A 17,763-nucleotide genomic window follows, 5' to 3' on the forward strand; every position below is an offset into this window, starting at 1 on the left:
GGAAAGCGGCCGCCGGCCCCTGCCCGCTGGGCCGGCGTTCCGCCTCAGCCGCCCTCGAAGCTGATGCCGAGGCGGCGGATGAGGTCGCGCTCCACCGGCAGGCGGGCGGCGTTCCAGGCGCGGTACTCCTCGCCGGTCATGTACAGCACCGGCATGTCGTAGCGCTCCAGCACCGCCAGGTGCTGCGGGTCGTACAGCGCGGCCTTGAAGGCGTCGTGCAGCCGCGCCGTCACCTCCGGGTCCATGCCCTTCGGGCCGGCCAGCCCATAGGGCGCGATGCCGCCGACATCATGGCCGAATTCGCGGATGGAGGGCACGTCCGGGAAGCGCTTCGGCCGCTCATTCGCCCAGACCGCCAGCAGCCGCATCCGCCCCGCCTCGACATGCGGGGCCCAGCCGCTGCTGTCCGCCACGGCGTCCACCTGGCCGGAGAGCAGCGCCGTCGTCGTCTCCGCCACGCCGCGATAGGGCACGTGCAGATAGGTCACCTTCTCCTTCTCGAAAAGCTGGGAGATGACGAGGTGGCTGGCGCCGCCGACGCCGGAGGTGCCGACCGAGACCTGGCCGGGATTGGCACGCATATGCGCCATCAGCCCGGGCCAGTCGCGGACCGGCGAGTCCTCGCGCACCACGATCCCCGAGAGATAACCGGTGATGGCCAGGATGTAGGTGAAGTCGTTCAGCGAATCCCAGGTGGCGGAGCGGGTCATGAAGGGGTGGCTGAGCACGCCCTGGTGGATCTGGCCGATGGTGTAGCCATCCGGCCGCGCCTGGGTGTGGAGGATGCTGGCGGCGAAGGTGCCGCGGGCGCCGGGGCGGTTCTCGATGACGATGGGCTGGCCGAGATGCCGGGCGGCGATCTCGCACATGGTGCGCATCTGCGCATCGGTCGATCCGCCGGCGGCCCAGGGGATGATCAGGCGGATGGGCCGGTCCGGAAAGCCGGCGGCGCGGCCGGGGCGTGCGGCAAGGACAGGGGCGGCGAGCGCAGCAAGGCGCAACGCCTGCCGCCGCGAAGGGGCGAATTCCGGCATCGTCTCTCTCCCTTGGCCGGTATGCCGGCCGTTGCCCGGGAAGAGTACCGGATTCGGGTGGAGGGGAAACCGCGCCGGCGGCGCCTTTACGATCCCGTCGCGGATGGGGGCTTTGCCCCCAGACCACCACCGGGGGGAAGGGCTTCCCCCCGGGCCCCGCCCTGAGTCCGCCGCGTGGCGCTGCCGCCAACGGGCGGAGCCGCCTGGTCCTCCGCCTCAGATCTGCGCGTAGCTGCCGTTGCGCCAGATGTAGAAGACGTAGTCCGGCACCGTCACATCGCCCTTGCGGTCGAAGCTGATGGGGCCGAGCACCGTCTGCCACGGGCCCTGCGCCTTCATCGCCTCCGCCACCTTGCGCGGGTCGATGCTGTTGATCTTCGCCGCCGCCGCCGCCCAGATCTGCACCGCGGCATAGGTGTAGAGGACATAGCCCTCCGGATCGATGTTCTTCGCCTTGAAGCGTGCCACCACGTCCGCCGCGCTCGGCCGGGTGCGGGGGTCGGAGCTGAAGGTCATCAGCGCGCCCTCGCCGGCGGCGCCGGTGATCTGCCAGAAATCGCGCGTCACCAGCGCGTCGCCGCCGATCAGCGTCACCGGCATGCCCTGCTCCTTCGCCTGGCGCAGGATGAGGCCGGCTTCGGTGTAGTAGCCGCCGATGTACATCACCTCGATATTCGCGCCCTTGAGGCGGGAGACGAGGGCGTTGTAGTCGCGCTCCCCGGGGTTGTAGGCGGCGAAGAGCGCTTCCTGCATCCCGGCGGCGTTCATCGCCTTCTTGGTCTCCTCCGCCAGGCCCTTGCCGTAGGCTTGGTTGTCATGGAGGATGGCGACGCGCTTGCCCTTGAAATTCTCGGCGATGTACTTGCCGGCGATCTGGCCCTGCTGGTCGTCCCGGCCGCAGGTGCGGAAGGTGTTCCAGCTGCCCTCATCCGTGTAGCGCGGATTGGTGCTGGCCGGGCTGATCTGCAGCACGCCCTCCTCCGCATAGACCTTGCTGGCGGGGATGGAACTGCCGGAGCAGTAATGCCCGGCGACCATGACCACGCGCCGCCCGGCCATCTGGTTGGCGACGGAAACGGCCTGGCGCGGGTCGCAGGCATCGTCGCCCAGCTCGAGCGCGAGCTGGCGGCCGAGCACGCCGCCGGCGCGGTTGAAATCCTCCACCGCCTGCTGGGCGCCGGTCTTCATCTGGTCTCCCGCCGCGGCGTTGGAGCCGGTGAGCGGACCGGCGCAGGCGATGCGGATGGGGCCGGAGCCCTGGGCCAGCGATTCGGTAGCGATGGCGAGGCCGGCGGAGGCGGCGACGAGGCCGCGGCGGGTCAACATGTCCTTGCTCTCCCTGGTGGGCCGCCTCGGCGGGCGGCGTGGCGCGAAGCTTACGTCAGAGGGTTGCGCAGTTCCAACGGGTTGCGAGGGCAGAGGGGCCTAGTGCCCGCCGAGATAGGCCGCGCGGATCTCCGGCCGCGCCAGCAGCTCCTGCCCGGTGCCGGCCATGGTGATGCGGCCATTGACCAGCACATAGCCCCGATGCGCCAGCCGCAGCGCCTGGAAGGCGTTCTGCTCCACCAGCAGCACGGTCAGGCCGGTCTCGGCGTTCAGGGCGCGGATCGCCTCGAAGATCTGCTTCACCACCAGCGGGGCGAGGCCGAGCGAGGGCTCGTCCAGCAGCAGCAGCCGCGGCCTGGACATCAGGGCGCGGCCGATGGCCAGCATCTGCTGCTCCCCGCCCGAAAGCGTGCCGCCACGCTGGGCCAGGCGTTCCTTCAACCGGGGGAAGAGGACGAAGACGCGTTCCAATTGCGGCGTGGGGTCGCCCCGCGTCAGCGCCTCGGCGCCCATCAGCAGGTTCTCCCGCACCGTCATGCGGGGGAAGACGCGGCGGCCTTCCGGCGATTGCGCGACGCCGCGGCGCATGATGGCGTGGGTGGGGGCGCCGGTGATGTCCTCGCCGGCCAGCACCACGCGGCCGGCGCGGGGCTTCGGCTCGCCGCACAGGGTCATCAGCAGGGTGGATTTGCCGGCGCCATTGGCGCCGATCAGCGTCACGATCTCCCCCGGCATCACCTGCAGGGAGACGTCGGTGAGGGCCTGCACCGCGCCATAGGCGGCGGAGAGGCCATCGACTTCGAGAAGGGGCGCGGTCGCCTGATGCGGCCGATTCAGACCTCCGCGGCCTGCGCCGCTCCGGTCATCGGACGCGGTCACTCTACCTCCTCCTCGCCCAGATAGGCGGCGATCACCCTGGGGTCGGCGCGCACCTCGGCGGGCGGGCCGTCGGCGATGCGCTGGCCATGGTCCAGCACCACCACCCGGTCGCTGATGCGCATCACCACGCCCATATCGTGCTCGATCAGCAGGATGGAGGTGCCCCCCGCACGGATCTGCAGCAGCAGCTTCGCCAGCTCCTCCGATTCGCGCGGATTCAGCCCCGCCGCCGGCTCATCCAGGCAGAGCAGCGCCGGCCCGTCCGGGGAGGTGCACATGGCGCGCGCGATCTCCAGCCGCCTTTGCGCGCCATAGGGCAGCGCGCCGGCGGGATCATCGGCGCGGTCCAGCAATTGCGTCGCCTGCAGCCACTGCTTCGCCTTCTCCACCGCCGCGCGCTCCGCCGCCGGGTAGCGGGAAAGGCCAAGCACCGCGCCGATGCCCCAGCCGGTGGTCGCCATCAGCGCGTTGTGCTGCGCGACCAGCAGGTTCTCCAGCGCCGTCATGCCGGGGAAGAGGCGGATGTTCTGGAAGGTGCGTGCCACGCCGGCGCGGGCGATGCGGTGGCCGGCCAGCCGGTGCAGCGCGACGGGCGCCGCGCCCGTCTCGGCCCCGGGGGGATGCAGCAGGATGGCGCCCCCGCTCGGCCGGTAGAAGCCGGTGATGCAGTTGAACAGCGTGGTCTTGCCCGCACCGTTCGGGCCGATGAGGGCGGTGATCTGCCCCGCGGCGGCGGCGAAGGTCACGCGGTCCACGGCGGTGAGGCCGCCGAAGCGCATCGTCACATCCTGCACTTGCAGCAGCATCAGCCATGCCCCTCCCCCACCAGCTCCCCGCTGATGGCGCGCTTCTCGCCAAGGGCGATGGAAGGGGTGCGGGTGCCGACCAGGCCGCGCGGCCGGAGCACCATGATGACGACCATGGCACCGCCGAAGACCAGCATGCGGTAGTCACCGAGATCGCGGAACACCTCGAACCCGCCGATCATCACCAGGGCGGCGACGGCGACGCCCACTTGGCTGCCGAGCCCGCCGAGGACGACGATCGCGAGGATGATGGCGCTCTCGATGAAGGTGAAGCTCTCCGGGCTGACGAAGGCCTGGCGGGTGGCGAAGAAGGCGCCGGCGAAGCCGCCGAACATGGCGCCGATGGCGAAGGCGGAGAGCTTCGTCACCGTCACGTTGATGCCGAGCGCCCGGCAGGCGATCTCATCCTCCCGCAGCGCCTCCCAGGCGCGGCCGAGGGGCTGGCGGCGCAGCCGGATGGTGACCCAGTTCGTCAGCAGGGCGAGGCCGAGGATCAGGTAGTAGAGGAAGATGACGCGGTGGCTCGGCGAGGGCTCCAGCCCGAAGAAGCCGGCGAAGCTCCCCTCCCCGCCCGCCGCGCTGAAGGGCAGGCCGAAGAAGCTGGGGCGGGGGATGCCGGCGATGCCGTTCGGGCCGCCGGTCAGGCTCACCCAGTTCAGCAGCACCACGCGGATGATCTCGCCGAAGGCGAGCGTCACAATGGCCAGGTAGTCGCCGCGCAGCCGGAGCACGGGAAAGCCCAGCAGCACGCCCCAGAAGGCGGCGAGGATGCCGGCGAGCGGCAGGCAGAGCCAGAAGGAGAGGCCGAATTCCGTGGCGAGCAGCGCATAGGAATAGGCGCCGATGCCGTAGAAGGCGACATAGCCGAGGTCGAGCAGCCCGGCGAGCCCGACCACGATGTTCAGCCCCCAGCCGAGCATGACATAGGTCAGCACCAGGATGCCGAGGTCGAGGATGTAGCGGTCCCCGCCCGAGAGCACCGGCAGCGTCAGCGCCACCGCCAGCATGGCCGGGGCAAACAGGCGCCCCGCCTGCTGCAGCCGCGCCGTCCAGCGCCCCGGTTTGGTGGAGGCGGCGACGCGCCGGCGGCCGAGCCAGAGCGTCAGCAGCAGCCGGCCGAGGAAGACGAGGCCGCAGAGGATCGCCACATCCCCCCAGCGCTGGCGCAGCACCAGCGCGCCCTCGGGCCCGATCTCGGTCCGCAGCCCGACCATCATGGCGAAGAGGCCGAAGGCGACGAGGGCGGCCAGCGCCGCATCCTTCACGGCGGCGACGGGGTTCGTCCTGCCCATCCGCGTCACGCCCCCGCTGCCTGCAGGCGCCTGCCTGCGGTGGGCGGCACCGTGCGGCCCAGCCGCATCGCGCCCCCGGCGCCCAGCTGCTCGCCCTCCGGCGGTCGGGTGGGGCTCATACCTTCTCCACCTCCTGCCGGCCGAGCAGGCCGGTGGGGAGGAAGATCAAGGTCAGCACCAGGACGGAGAAGGCCGCGACATCCTTGTACTGGACGCTGAAATAGGCCGACCAGAAGGTCTCGATCAGGCCGATCAGCAACCCGCCCAGCACCGCGCCCGGCAGGCTGCCGATGCCGCCCAGCACCGCGGCGGTGAAGGCTTTCACCCCGGCCAGGAAGCCGATGTAGAAATCGATCACGCCGTAGCGCAGCAGGTACATGGTGCCTGCCACGGCGGCCAGCGCCGCGCCGATGACGAAGGTGAGGCTGATGGTGCGGTCCGTGTCGATGCCGAGCAGCGCCGCCATCTTCCGGTCCTGCTCGCAGGCCCGCATGGCGCGGCCGAGCGGGGTGCGGGTGACCAGCACGGTGAACACCGCGAGCACCGCCAGGGTGATGCCGATGATGAGCATCTGGCTGTAGGAGAATTGCACCACGAAGGCGCCGTCCCGCATCACCTCCCACCCGCCGGGCAGCAGGGTCTCGGTCGGCTTCGGCCGGGCGCCCTGGCTGACCTGGACGAAATTCTGCAGGACGATGGACAGCCCGATGGCGGTGATGAGCGGCGCCAGGCGGAAGCTGCCGCGCAGCGGCCGGTAGGCCACCCGCTCCGCCGTCCAGCCATAGAGCGCGGTGATGGCCATGGAGACCAGCAGCATGACGAGGATCGCCGCCGGCCCGTCCAGCACGCCCCCGGCCTGCAGCAGCAGCAGCGAGATCAAGGCGACGAAGGCCCCCACCATGAACACATCGCCATGGGCGAAATTGATCATGCCGATGATGCCGTAGACCATGGTGTAACCCACGGCGATGAGGCCGTAGATCATCCCCAGGCTGATCCCGTTGATCAGCTGCTGCAGCGCATAGGCCAAGCGGTTCTCCCGGCAGCCATTCCCTGTCCCGGGGAGGCTAGAGCAGATCGCGCCAGGGCGTAAACGGCCGGCAAGGAAAGAAAATGGCGGTCCGGCCCGGCGGGCGCCTTGACGGGCGGCAGAACGCCGCCGGGCCGGGCAGCTTGCCGCATCGCCCCGGGGCGGCGATGATCCCCGGCGAACCGAAAAGGGAGGATGCCATGCCGAGCGACACCGGGCTGCCCGCCGATAGCGGCAAGGGCGGTGGCCGCCTGCCGCCTCTACCGCCGGAGCAGATGACGGAGGAGCAGAAGCGCGTCGCGGCCGGCATCGCCGGCGGGCCGCGCGGCGGCATCCGCGGCCCCTTCAACGCCATGCTGCGCAGCCCGGTGGTGGCGGAACGCTTCCAGCTTCTTGGCGAGTATCTGCGCTTCAACTCCTCCATCCCGCCCGACCTGAACGAGATGGCCATCCTGATCACGGCGCGGGAATGGTCGGCGCAGTATGAATGGTACGCCCACCACATCCTGGCCATGAAGGCCGGGCTGCCGCCCGCCATCGCGGCAGCGATCGCGGAGGGCAGGAAGCCGGACGGGATGACGGAGGACCAGCGGATCATCTGGGAATTCTGCACGGAGCTGTACCGCACCCGCACCGTCTCCGACGCCACCTACGAACAGACCAAGGCGCGGTTCGGGGAGAACGGCATCATCGATCTCATCGCCGTCAGCGGCTACTACGTGGCGGTGGGGATGACGCTGAACGTGGCGCAGGTGCCGCTGCCGCCGGGGGTGGCGGAGCCGCTGAAGCCGCTGGGCTGAGGGACCGCGGCCCGGCTCTTCGCCGCACGCCGGAGTGGGCATCGCGGGCGCGCCCTGGGCGGATAAGGGCCGGATCCTCGGACTGCTGAAAGGGGTGCGTCGGGAGGGGCTTTGCCCCTCCCGGCCCCGCCCCACCAAAGGCCGAAGGGCCTTTGGAAACCTTGAGTTCCAGACCCGATGGTTCGACCTGCAAACTCAAGGGTCCCAAGGGCCTTTCGGCCCTTGGCGGAGGGGGTTTGAGGGAGGCAGAGCCTCCCTCAAGACAGCTTGTAGAAGCTCCGCGCCGTCCCCGCGAACAGCGCCGCCTTCTCCGCCGCGCTCGCGCCTGCCGCCAGCTTCTTGCAGGCATTCCAGAACACGCCGTAGCTGTAGCTGCCCTTGTCCACCGGGAAATTGCTCTCGAACATGCAGCGCGTCGCGCCGAAGAGCTCGATGGTGGTGTGCATCCAGGGCTTCCACGCCGCCGCCAGTTCGTCGGAGGAGGGCGGGTCCGCCTTGTCCTCGAAGCCCATGCCGTTGATGCGCATGCCGAGGCCGCCGAGCTTCATGTGCACATTCGGGCAGGTGGCCAGCTCCGCCATCGCCGCGCGCCAGCTTCGGAACACCTCATCCCGCTGTCCGGCATAGCCGCGGATGCCGAGCGGCCCGCCGACATGGTCCAGCACGATCGGCGTCTCCGGGAAGGCCCGCGCCAGCGCCGTCAGGTCCGGGATCTGCGGGTGGTACAGCCAGGCGTCGAAGCTCAGCCCCAGCGGCGCCAGCTGCCTGAAGCCGGCGCGGAAATCCTTGCGGAACAGGATGTCCTGCGGCGGCTGGTAGGCCGGGTTCATGATGACCGGGTCGGGGTCCCAGGCGGTGATGTGGCGGATGCCGCGGAAGCGCCCGCCGGCCGCAGCGATATGCGCCTGCAGCACATCCCGCGCCTCCTCGCCGATCTGCAGGTTCACATGGCCGACGATGCCCTCCGCCACGCGCGTCGGGCCATACTCGCCGGAGGCGCTCATCGCCGCGATGCCGGTGACGTATTCCGTCTCGCCCACCGGCTTGTAGGCCTCCGGCCCCGCGGCGCGGTGCATGGCGCGGCACTGCACGAAGACGGTGGAGACGATGTTGTGGCCCTGCCTGGTATCCGCCAGCAGCTCGTCCAGCTGGTAGCGCCAGCCCGGCCGGTCCCACAGATGGTGGTGCGGATCGATGATCGGCAGGTCCGGCTCCAGCGCCGGCTCGATGCGGCGGGCCAGCCAATCCTCCCGCACCGGCACGTAATGGGCGTTGGCGTTGTTGCCGCTCATCGTCTCTCTCCCTTGGAACCCTGGCGCGCAGGATACCCATCTCGCAGGGCGGCGCCAGCCGCCCCGGCACGGACAGCCATGCGCATCCGCGGCAGGGCGGATTTGCGCCGCCGGGCGTTCACGCCCAGGGAGACCCGTTCTATGCTGGCCGCGCCGGTAGAGGAGGATGCGCATGTCGGGGCCGCTGGACGGGCTGCGGGTGATCGAGGTGGGGCAGGCGCTGGCCGGGCCGCTGGCGGGCGTGCTCCTGGCCGACATGGGCGCCGAGGTCATCAAGATCGAGAAGCCCGATGGCGGCGACGACGCCCGCATCTGGGGCCCGCCCTTCGGGCCGGATGGCGAGACCAGCCTCTATTTCTACAGCCAGAACCGCAACAAGCGCAGCGTGGTGCTGGACCTGAAGAAGGCCGAGGATGTCGAGGCGCTGCACAGGCTCTGCGAGACCGCGGATGTGCTGATCCAGAACCTCCGCCCCGGCGTGGTCGATGAGATCGGCATCGGGCCGGAGGCGATGCTGGAGCGCCATCCGCGCCTCGTCTACTGCTCCATCTGGGCCTTCGGCTACCAGGGGCCGCTGCGCCTGAAGCCGGGCTTCGACCCGCTGCTGCAGGCCTATGGCGGCATGATGAGCATGACCGGCCGGCCGGAGGACCCGCCCACCTTCTGCGGCGCCTCGATCAACGACAAGGCGACGGGCCTGTTCTGCACCATCGGCGCGCTGGCCGCGCTGCGGCAGCGGGACCGCACCGGGCGGGGCTGCATCGTCGATACCTCGCTGTTCGAGACGGCGGCCTTCTGGGTGGAAGGGCAGATCAACCAGCACCTGGCGACCGGCGAGGTGCCGAAGCGCCACGGCACCGGCGCTGCCGTCATCGTGCCCTACCAGGTGTTCGAGACGGCGGACCGCCCGCTCTGCCTCGCCGCCGGGAATGACCGGCTCTGGGCGCGCTGCGCCGCGGTGCTCGGCCATCCGGAATGGGCGGAGGATCCGCGCTTCGGCCGCAGCCGCGAAAGGGTGCGGAACCGCGCCGTGCTGGTGCCGCTGATCGCCGAGATCCTGCGGACGAAGTCCCGCGCCCACTGGATCGCCGCGCTGGAAGCGGTGGGCGTGCCCTGCGCGCCGGTGAACGATATCGGCGAGGTGGTGGCGACGGAGCAATTCGCCGCCGTCGAGATGGTGCAGAGCCTGCCGGGAAGCGGGGTGAAGGTGCTCGGCCTGCCGATCAGCTTCGACCGCAAGCGCCCCTGGTCGGAGCGCTCGGCGCCGACGCTCGGCGAGCACACGGCGGAGGTGCTGGGGCGGAAGGGCTAGCACCCCCGCCAAACCCTGACGGGCCGGCTGGCTTTCCGCGGCCTTGCTCCGGCAGGCTGCGCGAAGCCTCGGGATCCGGCGCCTCCGCCCCCCATGAAGCCGCATCGCGGCTTCATGGGGAGATCCTAGGCTTCCGCCCTCTCCCGCAGCGGATGGGCGGGAATGTCGAGGAAGCGCAGCGTTGGGTCGCCGGCGAAGTCATGCGCGCCGGTATGGGTCAGCCGGCCCCGCGTATCCAGCCACAGCTTGCCGCCGATGGCCCGCCAGCGGCGGCAGAAGGTGAAATCCTCGCTCAGATAGGTGCCGCTCTCGGGGTCGATCACGCAGTCGAACAGGGCGTGGCAGGCGGTGCCGTCCGGCACCGCCGGGTTGGCGGCATCGACATGGCGGTAGCCGGTCTCGGGATAGCTGGCGGCCATCCGCTCCACCATGTCCCGCCGCGCCAGCATGAAGCCGGAGCCGGCATAGGTGCCGGTGACGAAATCCCCCTCCCGCTCCGCCTCCGCCCCGCTGCAGGGCTGGCCGACATAGAGCAGCGGCGCCGTCGCCAGGCTTTCCCCCTGCATCGCCTGGCGCCGCGCCGCCGCGTCCCAGCGCTGCACCTTCAGGGGATACAGGCCGGCGACCAGCTCCTTCCCCGCCCGCAGCATGCGGCGGAGCTGCACCGGCTCGAAGCTGATATCGGCATCGACGAAGAGGATATGGGTGGCGTCCGGACGCTGCAGGAACCGTGCGAGCAAGGTGTTGCGGCTGCGGGTGATGAGCGAATCATGGCCGAGCATCTCGAGGGTGAACGCCACCTCGCTCGCCAGCTCGTCCTGCAACAGCCGCAGCACGGAGAGCATGTAGCCCTGATGCACCATCGCGCCGTAGCAGGGGGTCGCGATCATCACATGCGGTCGTCCTGCCATCCTGGCGGTCCTCATCGGCAAGGCCCGGGGCCGCGGCCAGCCCCGTCCAGGCCATCCTGCCGCCGCGGGAATGACCAAACGCTCAAGATCGGAGGGAGAAGGAAGGCCGCTTGCCGCAGCCCCGCCGCGGCAGGCTGCGAGGGCCTGGGGAAGGCGGCGCCTTCCGCCCTCTTGCCCGGCGCCGTTGCGGGGTCCTCAGTCCAGGCTCGGGGCGCTCAGCGGCTCGGCGCAGATGTCGTAGCGCTGGCACAACGTGGCGAGCAGCTTCGCCTCCACCTCGGCCTCATCCGCGTCCAGCCAGCGGGCGCGGTAGCGGTCCTTGGTCCAGCGCGGGAAGGACCGGCCGAGGTCGTCCCGGTAGCCCAGGAAGAAATAGCAGGTCCGCACCGTGTCGGCGCCCCGCGCCACGATCACCCGCTTGCCCAAGCCATTGCCCTCCGCCCCGCTGACGACCGCACCAGCATCGCATCGTTCTGGTACATGAAGCGTCACCAGCCCGCGCGCTCGCGCGGTGCTGAATCACAAGAGGCGGCGTCACCGTCTAGAGCAGCTTATCTCCGATCCGATGGATCACGGCGTGATCCATCGGATCGGCGGCTGCTCTAGGCGGCGATGGCCGTCGGCCCGTCGCCCTCCAGCGCCGCCATGAAATCCTGGCACCAGGCATGGGCGCTGTGCTCCCGCACCCCCGCCTCCATGGAGCGCCAGCGGAGGATCCGCTCCTCCCGCCCCATGTCGAGCGCGGTGTCCAGCGCCTCGGCGATCTCGTCCGGGTCCAGCGGGTTGACCAGCAGTGCGCCCGGCAGCTGCGCCACCGCGCCGGCGAAGCGGGAGAGGACGAGCACGCCGGGGTCGGCCGGATCCTGCGCCGCCACATATTCCTTGGCGACGAGGTTCATCCCGTCCCGCAGCGGCGTCACCAGCCCGACCCGGGCAAGGCGCATGAAGCCCGCCAGGGTCGGCCGCGCCACCGCCCGCGTCATGTAGCGCAGCGGCATCCAGTCCGGGTCCGCATGCTGCCCGTTGATGCGGCCCACCCATTCGTCCAGCTCCCGCCGCAGGCTGCGATACTGGGCGACATCGCCGCGGGAGACGGGGGCCACCTGCAGGTAGGTCACCCGCTGCCGGTGCTGCTGGAAGCGGGCGAGGAGCTGGGCGAAGCCGCAGAAACGCTGCGGCAGCCCCTTGGTGTAGTCCAGCCGGTCCACCCCCAGCACCAGGGTGCGGCCGACCAGGCTCTGGCGGAAGCGTGCCGTCTCAATTCCCGAGGCCGCCTTGGCCGCGGTGCGGGCGAAGCCTTCCGCGTCGATGCCGACCGGGAAGGCGGCGACGCGGGCGGCAGCGGATTTCTGCCCGATCGCCACCAGGGCGGCACGGAGGTTGACGGCATCCTCCTCCGTCTGCACCCCGATCACGTCATAGGCGGCGAGGTCCGCCACCAGCTCCGCCCCGCGCGGCATGGCACAGAACAGGCCGGCGGGCGGGAAGGGCACGTGCAGGAAGAAGCCCAGACGCTGCCCCACCCCCAGCCGGCGCAGCTCCGCCCCCAGCGGAAAGAGGTGGAAGTCATGCACCCAGACCAGGTCGTCCCGCCGCAGCAGGGGCGCCAGGGCTTGGCCAAAGGCCGCGTTCACCTTGCGGTAGCCGGCATAATCCGCGCGGTCGAACTGCGAGAGGCCGAGCCGGTAGTGCAGCGTCGGCCAGAGCGAGCCATTGGCGAAGCCCTGGTAGTAGCGGCGGTAATCCTCCCGCCCCAGGTCGAGGGTGGCATAGGTCAGGCGGCCGCGGGTCTCGATCTCCGGGGTGGTCGCGGTGGCCTCGGCGGTGCTGCCGCTCCAGCCGAACCACATGGCGTCGCGCCGGGCGACCGCATCCTTCAGCGCTACGGCCAGGCCGCCGGCGGTGGCGCCACGATCGTTCGGGTTCGGTACCCGGTTGGCGACCAGGACCAGGCGGCTCATGGCGTGACCTCCAGCGGTGGCAGAATCTCGTCCGGCTGGTCGGGGGCAAGGGCGCGGGCCAGCCAGTCCCGCAGCGCGCCGGGGGCGCCGAACACCTCGTCCAGCCGCCAGCCATGCCCGCCCATCTCCCGGCAGGCCTGCATCCCTTCCTCATCCGTCACGTCGTCGCCGATGAAGAGCGGGACGCGGCCGGCGAAGGGCGGGTGGGCCATCAGGGCGCGCACCGCGGTGGCCTTGGAAGGGCCGCGCGGGCGGATCTCCCAGGCCATGCGGGCTTCCAGCAGGGTGAAGCCGGTCGGGTCCTCGGCCACCAGCCTGGCCAGCAGCGCGTGCGCCTCCTCTCCCGCCTCGGGCGCCTGGCGGTAGTGCAGGACGAAGCCATGCGCCTTGGGCTCGATGAAGGCGCCGGGATGCCGGGCGATCAGCGCATCCGCCTCAAGCCGCCAGGCGGCGGGCGGATGGGGCAGGTCCGGCCGCAGCGGCGGGGCATCCGGGTCGGGGCGCAGCGCCGCGCCATGCTCGCCGGCCTTGGCAAGCTTCACCGGCAGGAAGTGGTCGAGATCGGCGAGCGGCCGGCCGCTGACGATCGCCAGCGCGCCATCCAGCGCCTTCGCCAGGCGCTGCAGCACGCCGGGCAGGGTGGGGGGAACGCGAACCGCGTCCGGTCGTTCAGCGATTTCGACCAAGGTTCCGTCGAAGTCGAGGAAGAGGGCGGCGCGGCCCAACGGACCCAAGGCCGGGACCAACGGGGGCGGAGGGAGTAGAAAGGACGCATGCATACCGCGGCTGAAAGTCAGCGGCGGCGCTTAGGTTGCCTCCCCGCAGGAGGAATTTTCCGCACCCGCTCCGGCTCAGACGGATTCCGAACGGTTCCCGGTGCTCCAGAGCGCCAGGGCGGGCGGTAGGACGCCTACCACCAGCCAGTGCAGCAGCGCCGCCTGACGGGCAAGAATGCCCCATTCCCACAACAGGACGCAGCCGAACTGAACCAACAGCATCCAGGCGATGGCGACGGCCAGAGTACGGATTTCCGTCGCCGCCCCTGCCTTCGGGGGTGTCTGCATGCGTCCCTTGCCTTAGGTTGGATCGGGCCTGGCAGCACCCCGGAAGGCGCCGCCGATGGCATCCAATAGCCTTTACACGACTTCGCGACGCATTGCACACGAAAAGCGGAGGACGCCCATGCCAGACGATGCCCCGATCGCGGCCCCGAAGGTCCGCACCACCGTCACCCACGCCGCCAGCGCGCAGTACGACAGCGGGCTGCGTCCCTTTTTCGCCTACCGGGATCTCGGCATCGCCCGCGCCACCGGGGGAAGCTACGGGGCGAATGTGATCCGGGCCGTTCCGGGCACCCATGCCAATCCCGTCTGGCATACCCATACGCTGGACTTCCAGCTCGTCTTCGTCCTGCGCGGCTGGGTCCGGTTCGAATACGCCGATATCGGCGAGGTGCGGCTGGAGGCCGGGGACAGTGTGCTGCAGGCGCCGGGCATCGCCCACCGGGAGCTGGAACATTCCGACGATCTGGAGCTGGTGGAGATCACCTCCCCGGGCGAGTTCGAGACGAAGCTGGTGGAAGGGCCCTGACGCCCGGCGGCATCGCCCAGCTCGGTCTGCTGCGGCAGGGCAGCGGGCGGCGCGGTTCACGCTGGCCGCCTTGCCCGCCGCATGGTGGGATGGGCATCAGGGGCGCGGCGGTGCGTCCCGGCCGGTGAGGTAGCCGGCGAGGCCGAGCAGCAGGCAGGCGGAGAGCGTGCCGAAGGCGATCGGCCAGGCCTCCGCTGCCGGTGCCACCGCCACCGCCCAGCCCGTCAGCGCCGGCAGGGCGGCGCTGCCCAGGGTCTGCGCCAGGTTCACCGTGGTGGCGCCGCGCCCGACCAGATGGTCCGGGAACAGGCTGCGGCCATGCGCCACGACCACCACCGGGAAGCAGCTGAACAGGCAGAGCAGCACCAGCAGCGCCACCGCCACGGCCAGGGGCGGCGCCGGCCAGGCGGCCAGCAGGCCGAGCGACAGGGCCGCCCCCAGGCAGCAGGCGGCAACGAGCCATTTGCGGGTGTTCAGCCAGCGCTCCAGCGGGCCGATGCCGAGCAGGCCGAGCACCAGCACAGCCCCCATGGCCCCCAGCACCGCGCCGCGCGGCCCGGGGGCGAGGCCATATTCCGCCGCAAGATAGGGCCCGGCCCAGACCGCCAGCACCGTCGCCATGGCGGCATAGCCCACCAGATGCATGGCCAGCACCGGCAGCAGGCCGGGGGTGCGCCAGACGGTGAGCTGGCCGCGCAGCGCCTCCACCAGCCCCTCGGCCGGGCGGTCGGGGCGGGGGCGGTCCGGCGGGTCATCCTGCGCCCAGCGCCACCAGAGCCAGGCGAGGCCGAGGGTGAGCAGGCCGGAGAGCGCATAGGCGCCGCGCCAGCCCAGCAGCCCCGATGCCCAGGCGAAGGGCGCCCCGGCCAGCAGCACGCCGAGCTGGCTGCTGGCGAAGATGCGGGCGAGCGCCGTGGTCAGCGCCGGCCCGCCATGCCAGCGCGCCGCCAGCACCACCGCCCCCATGAAGGAGGCGGCGCAGCCGATGCCGAGGAGGAAGCGGGCGAGCAGGAACCAGTCTCCCTCCGGCGCCAGCCCCTGGCCCAGCGCCCCCAGCGCCGCCGGCAGGGACAGGGCGGCGACGGTGAACCGCGGCCCGAGCCGGTCCAGCGCCAGGCCGACCGGCACCTGCAGCAGCAGGAGGGCCAGGAAAAAGGCGCCATTCGCCGCCCCCAGCAGCCCCGGCCCGGCGCCGAGATCCGCCGCCAGCTCCGGCCCCACCACGCCGAGGGCGGAGCGGTGGAACTGGCTGGCCCCGGTCATCAGCGCCAGGGCACAGAACAGGCGCCGCCTCGCGCCATGGTCGGTCCCTCCCCCGCCCGGGGGCAGCTCGCCATCCCTCACGCCACCAGCCTCACCCCGAGCGCAGCGTCGAGCTGCCGGGCGCCTTCCGGCGTCAGGGCCAGGCGGCGGCGGGCGAGCGGATCGCCCTCGCGCAAAGGCGGCAGGCGGCGCAGCCAGTGGCGGCGCAGGCAGCAGGCGGCGATCTCCCGCCCCAGCCCGCCGGCCAGATGGGCGCGGCGCTCGGACCAGTCCATGCAGTCGCAGGCGAAGCGGCGGGCGCGGCGGGCGGCGGCGAGATCGACGCCGAGGGCGGCGAGGCCCGACTCCCCCACCTCGGTCGCCTGCCAGCCGCCGGCGGCGGGGGCGATCCAGTCGCGTCCGGTCAGCGCGCCATACAGCGCCACGCCCAGGCGCCCGGCGAGATGGTCGTAGCAGAGGCGGGCCTGGCGGAATTCCTCGCCATGCGGCCAGCGTCGGGCGGGGGTGACGGCGGTGGCGAGGCCGCCCAGCATCTCGATGGCCGCGGCCACCTCCTCCCCGGCCAGGCGGTGGTAGCGGTGGCGGCCCTGGGGATGGACGAGGACCAGGCCGCCCTCCACCAGCCGCGCGAGATGGGCGCTGGCGGCAGGGGCGCCGATGCCGGCGGCGCGGGCCAGCTCGCCGGCAGTCAGGGCCTCGCCGGAGAGCAGGGCCTGCAGCATGGCGGCGCGGGCGGGGTCGCCCATCAGGGCAGCCAGACCGGCGAAGGCGGCGGGACTCGTCATGACGCGGAGAGTAGCAGCGGCGGGCCCGCGACGCTTCGGCCCTGGGCGAAGGGATCATGGCTGGGGTTGAGGGAGGGCGCTGCCCTCCCTCAAACTCCCTCCCGCCATAGGCCGAAAGGCCTTTGGGAACCATGAGTCCGGGATGGGTCCGATGATTGCGGTGATCTTCGAGGTGGAGCCGGCGGAGGGGCAGTTCGACGCCTATCTGGAACATGCGGGGCGGCTCAAGGCCGAACTGGCCCGGATCCCGGGCTTCATCTCGGTGGAGCGGTTCCGCAGCCTGACCAACCCGGCGAAGCTGCTCAGCCTCTCCTTCTGGGAGGACGAGGCGGCGGTCGCGCGCTGGCGCAACCAGGCGGACCACCGTGCCAGCCAGGCGGCCGGGCGCGCGGGAATCTTCGCCGGCTACCGGCTGCGCGTGGCTGCCGTGCTGCGGGACTACGCGCTGGAGGAGAGGCGGGAACAGGCGCCGGCGGACAGCAACCTAGCCTTCCTGGGCTAACCTGCCCCGCCTCCCTCTACCTGAGGTAGCGCCGCTCGAGGTCCCGCATGCGCGCATCGTCCTGCAGCGCAAAGACCTCGGCGACCGAGGCGATCTCGGCCTCGACCGTGCCGATGCCGCCATCCTCCAGGATGCGGCGGAACACCCGCCGCATGGCGCCGACCGCGGCGCGGATCGCGTGGTTGCCGCAGATGATCAGCCCCACCTTGCCGAGCGCTGCCACCTCGGCGAAGGAGAGCTGCGGATAGCTGGTCGGCACCAGCACCAGCGGCACCTGCCCCGGCCAGGCGCGGCAGAAGGCCAGGACCTCCTCCGGCGTCTTCTGCTTGCTGTGGATCAGCACGGCATCCGCCCCGGCCTCCGCATAGGCCGCGCCGCGCCGCAGCGCCTCCTCCTGCCCGAGGCCGGCGATCAGCGCCTCGGTGCGGGCGATGACGAGCATGTCGCCCGTGGCCTGGGCCGCCTCGACCTTGCCCTGGAATTCCGCGATGGACACCAGCTCCTGCCGCCCGCCCGGGCGCAGGCTGCTGTCCTTCGGGAAGCTCTTATCCTCCATCACCACCGCCGCGACCCCTGCCGCGGCATAGCGCGGGATGGCATAGGCGACGTTGACGGCGTTGCCGAAGCCGGTGTCGATATCGGCAATGACCGGCGCCGGCTGGACCTCCCCCATCGCCCGCATCATCTCCAGATGCGTCCCCATGGGCAGGATGCTGGCATCCGGCACGGCATAGGCGGCGGAAAGCTCGAAGCCGCTGCCCCAGATGGCATTGAATCCGGCCTCGGCCGCCAGCTTCGCCGCGAGCGGCGTGTGCGCCGCCATCGCGACCGCCGGACGGCCGACATCGAGCTTGGCGAGCAGGGCGGCGGCAACAGGGCTCTTCGCGGCCAAGGGCGTCTCCTTCAGGCACCGGCGTTGTGGGGCCAGCCTGTGCCCCGGGCCGGGGGGCTGTCGAGCGGACAGGTGGCGGCATGGTCCA

General features: G+C 71.4%; 19 protein-coding genes. 4 read left to right on the forward strand and 15 right to left on the reverse strand.

The genetic code is table 11. The features are described from left to right. Nucleotides 1-44: 44 nt before the first annotated feature. The 6 genes from NJ376_RS12280 to NJ376_RS12305 all read right to left on the reverse strand — a co-directional run bounded on the left by NJ376_RS12280 (nt 45) and on the right by NJ376_RS12305 (nt 6,367). The gene (locus NJ376_RS12280) at nt 45-1,034 is read right to left on the reverse strand and encodes a tripartite tricarboxylate transporter substrate binding protein (RefSeq protein ID WP_252953556.1); all 990 of its coding nucleotides are present in this window, start codon (nt 1,032-1,034) and stop codon (nt 45-47) included. Between the two features lie 216 nt (nt 1,035-1,250). Beyond that, complete coding sequence (locus NJ376_RS12285; protein WP_252953557.1) at nt 1,251-2,360, reverse strand: branched-chain amino acid ABC transporter substrate-binding protein; 1,110 nt, start codon at nt 2,358-2,360, stop codon at nt 1,251-1,253. Between the two features lie 99 nt (nt 2,361-2,459). Continuing rightward, nucleotides 2,460-3,197, reverse strand: a complete 738-nt coding sequence (locus NJ376_RS12290; protein WP_252953615.1) for an ABC transporter ATP-binding protein — start codon at nt 3,195-3,197, stop codon at nt 2,460-2,462. Between the two features lie 38 nt (nt 3,198-3,235). After that, complete coding sequence (locus tag NJ376_RS12295; RefSeq protein ID WP_252953558.1) at nt 3,236-4,045, reverse strand: ABC transporter ATP-binding protein; 810 nt, start codon at nt 4,043-4,045, stop codon at nt 3,236-3,238. Continuing rightward, complete coding sequence (gene livM / locus NJ376_RS12300; protein ID WP_252953559.1) at nt 4,045-5,337, reverse strand: high-affinity branched-chain amino acid ABC transporter permease LivM; 1,293 nt, start codon at nt 5,335-5,337, stop codon at nt 4,045-4,047. The genes NJ376_RS12295 and livM overlap by 1 nt, the downstream gene beginning before the upstream one ends. Before the next feature lie 115 nt (nt 5,338-5,452). Then, nucleotides 5,453-6,367, reverse strand: a complete 915-nt coding sequence (locus tag NJ376_RS12305; RefSeq protein WP_252953560.1) for an ABC transporter permease subunit — start codon at nt 6,365-6,367, stop codon at nt 5,453-5,455. Nucleotides 6,368-6,567: 200 nt separating this feature from the next. Between NJ376_RS12305 and NJ376_RS12310 the strand changes: the two genes are divergently transcribed. Further along, nucleotides 6,568-7,167 (forward strand): carboxymuconolactone decarboxylase family protein, encoded by a 600-nt coding sequence (locus NJ376_RS12310; RefSeq protein WP_252953561.1) that lies wholly within the window; start codon nt 6,568-6,570, stop codon nt 7,165-7,167. 257 nt (nt 7,168-7,424) lie between these two features. Here NJ376_RS12310 and NJ376_RS12315 read toward each other — a convergent pair whose 3' ends face one another. Then, a complete protein-coding gene (locus tag NJ376_RS12315) occupies nt 7,425-8,459 on the reverse strand; it encodes an amidohydrolase family protein (RefSeq protein WP_252953562.1) in 1,035 nt (344 codons plus the stop codon). Nucleotides 8,460-8,631: 172 nt separating this feature from the next. Between NJ376_RS12315 and NJ376_RS12320 the strand changes: the two genes are divergently transcribed. Next, the gene (locus NJ376_RS12320; RefSeq protein WP_252953563.1) at nt 8,632-9,771 is read left to right on the forward strand and encodes a CaiB/BaiF CoA transferase family protein; all 1,140 of its coding nucleotides are present in this window, start codon (nt 8,632-8,634) and stop codon (nt 9,769-9,771) included. Nucleotides 9,772-9,896: 125 nt separating this feature from the next. On the opposite strand, the gene NJ376_RS12325 is transcribed toward NJ376_RS12320, so the two are convergent. The 5 genes from NJ376_RS12325 to NJ376_RS12345 form a co-directional block, all read right to left on the reverse strand. After that, on the reverse strand, nt 9,897-10,661 hold the full coding sequence (locus NJ376_RS12325; RefSeq protein WP_252953564.1) for a hypothetical protein: 765 nt from the start codon (nt 10,659-10,661) through the stop codon (nt 9,897-9,899). A gap of 216 nt (nt 10,662-10,877) precedes the next feature. Beyond that, complete coding sequence (locus tag NJ376_RS12330) at nt 10,878-11,108, reverse strand: hypothetical protein (protein ID WP_252953565.1); 231 nt, start codon at nt 11,106-11,108, stop codon at nt 10,878-10,880. Between the two features lie 176 nt (nt 11,109-11,284). Next, nucleotides 11,285-12,643 (reverse strand): alpha,alpha-trehalose-phosphate synthase (UDP-forming), encoded by a 1,359-nt coding sequence (locus NJ376_RS12335; RefSeq protein WP_252953566.1) that lies wholly within the window; start codon nt 12,641-12,643, stop codon nt 11,285-11,287. Next, nucleotides 12,640-13,422, reverse strand: a complete 783-nt coding sequence (gene otsB / locus NJ376_RS12340) for a trehalose-phosphatase (protein ID WP_370288212.1) — start codon at nt 13,420-13,422, stop codon at nt 12,640-12,642. Before otsB ends, NJ376_RS12335 begins: the two co-directional genes overlap by 4 nt. A 72-nt stretch (nt 13,423-13,494) precedes the next feature. Further along, entirely contained in the window at nt 13,495-13,707 is a 213-nt protein-coding gene (locus NJ376_RS12345; protein WP_252953568.1) for a hypothetical protein, read from the reverse strand. A 118-nt stretch (nt 13,708-13,825) separates the two neighbouring features. Here NJ376_RS12345 and NJ376_RS12350 point away from each other — a divergent pair, with 118 nt between their 5' ends. Next, nucleotides 13,826-14,233, forward strand: a complete 408-nt coding sequence (locus NJ376_RS12350) for a cupin domain-containing protein (RefSeq protein ID WP_252953569.1) — start codon at nt 13,826-13,828, stop codon at nt 14,231-14,233. Between the two features lie 96 nt (nt 14,234-14,329). Here NJ376_RS12350 and NJ376_RS12355 read toward each other — a convergent pair whose 3' ends face one another. Both NJ376_RS12355 and NJ376_RS12360 read right to left on the reverse strand, forming a co-directional pair. Beyond that, a complete protein-coding gene (locus NJ376_RS12355) occupies nt 14,330-15,577 on the reverse strand; it encodes an MFS transporter (RefSeq protein WP_252953570.1) in 1,248 nt (415 codons plus the stop codon). Further along, the gene (locus NJ376_RS12360; RefSeq protein WP_252953571.1) at nt 15,574-16,281 is read right to left on the reverse strand and encodes an ArsR/SmtB family transcription factor; all 708 of its coding nucleotides are present in this window, start codon (nt 16,279-16,281) and stop codon (nt 15,574-15,576) included. The genes NJ376_RS12355 and NJ376_RS12360 overlap by 4 nt, the downstream gene beginning before the upstream one ends. 142 nt (nt 16,282-16,423) lie before the next feature. Between NJ376_RS12360 and NJ376_RS12365 the strand changes: the two genes are divergently transcribed. Continuing rightward, nucleotides 16,424-16,783, forward strand: a complete 360-nt coding sequence (locus tag NJ376_RS12365) for an antibiotic biosynthesis monooxygenase family protein (RefSeq protein WP_370288214.1) — start codon at nt 16,424-16,426, stop codon at nt 16,781-16,783. 16 nt (nt 16,784-16,799) lie between these two features. Here NJ376_RS12365 and NJ376_RS12370 read toward each other — a convergent pair whose 3' ends face one another. Beyond that, nucleotides 16,800-17,675, reverse strand: coding sequence for a phosphonopyruvate hydrolase (locus NJ376_RS12370; protein ID WP_252953572.1), 876 nt, complete (start codon nt 17,673-17,675; stop codon nt 16,800-16,802). Nucleotides 17,676-17,763 lie beyond the last annotated feature (88 nt).

Source organism: Siccirubricoccus soli, assembly GCF_024178315.1.
Lineage (GTDB): Bacteria > Pseudomonadota > Alphaproteobacteria > Acetobacterales > Acetobacteraceae > Siccirubricoccus > Siccirubricoccus soli.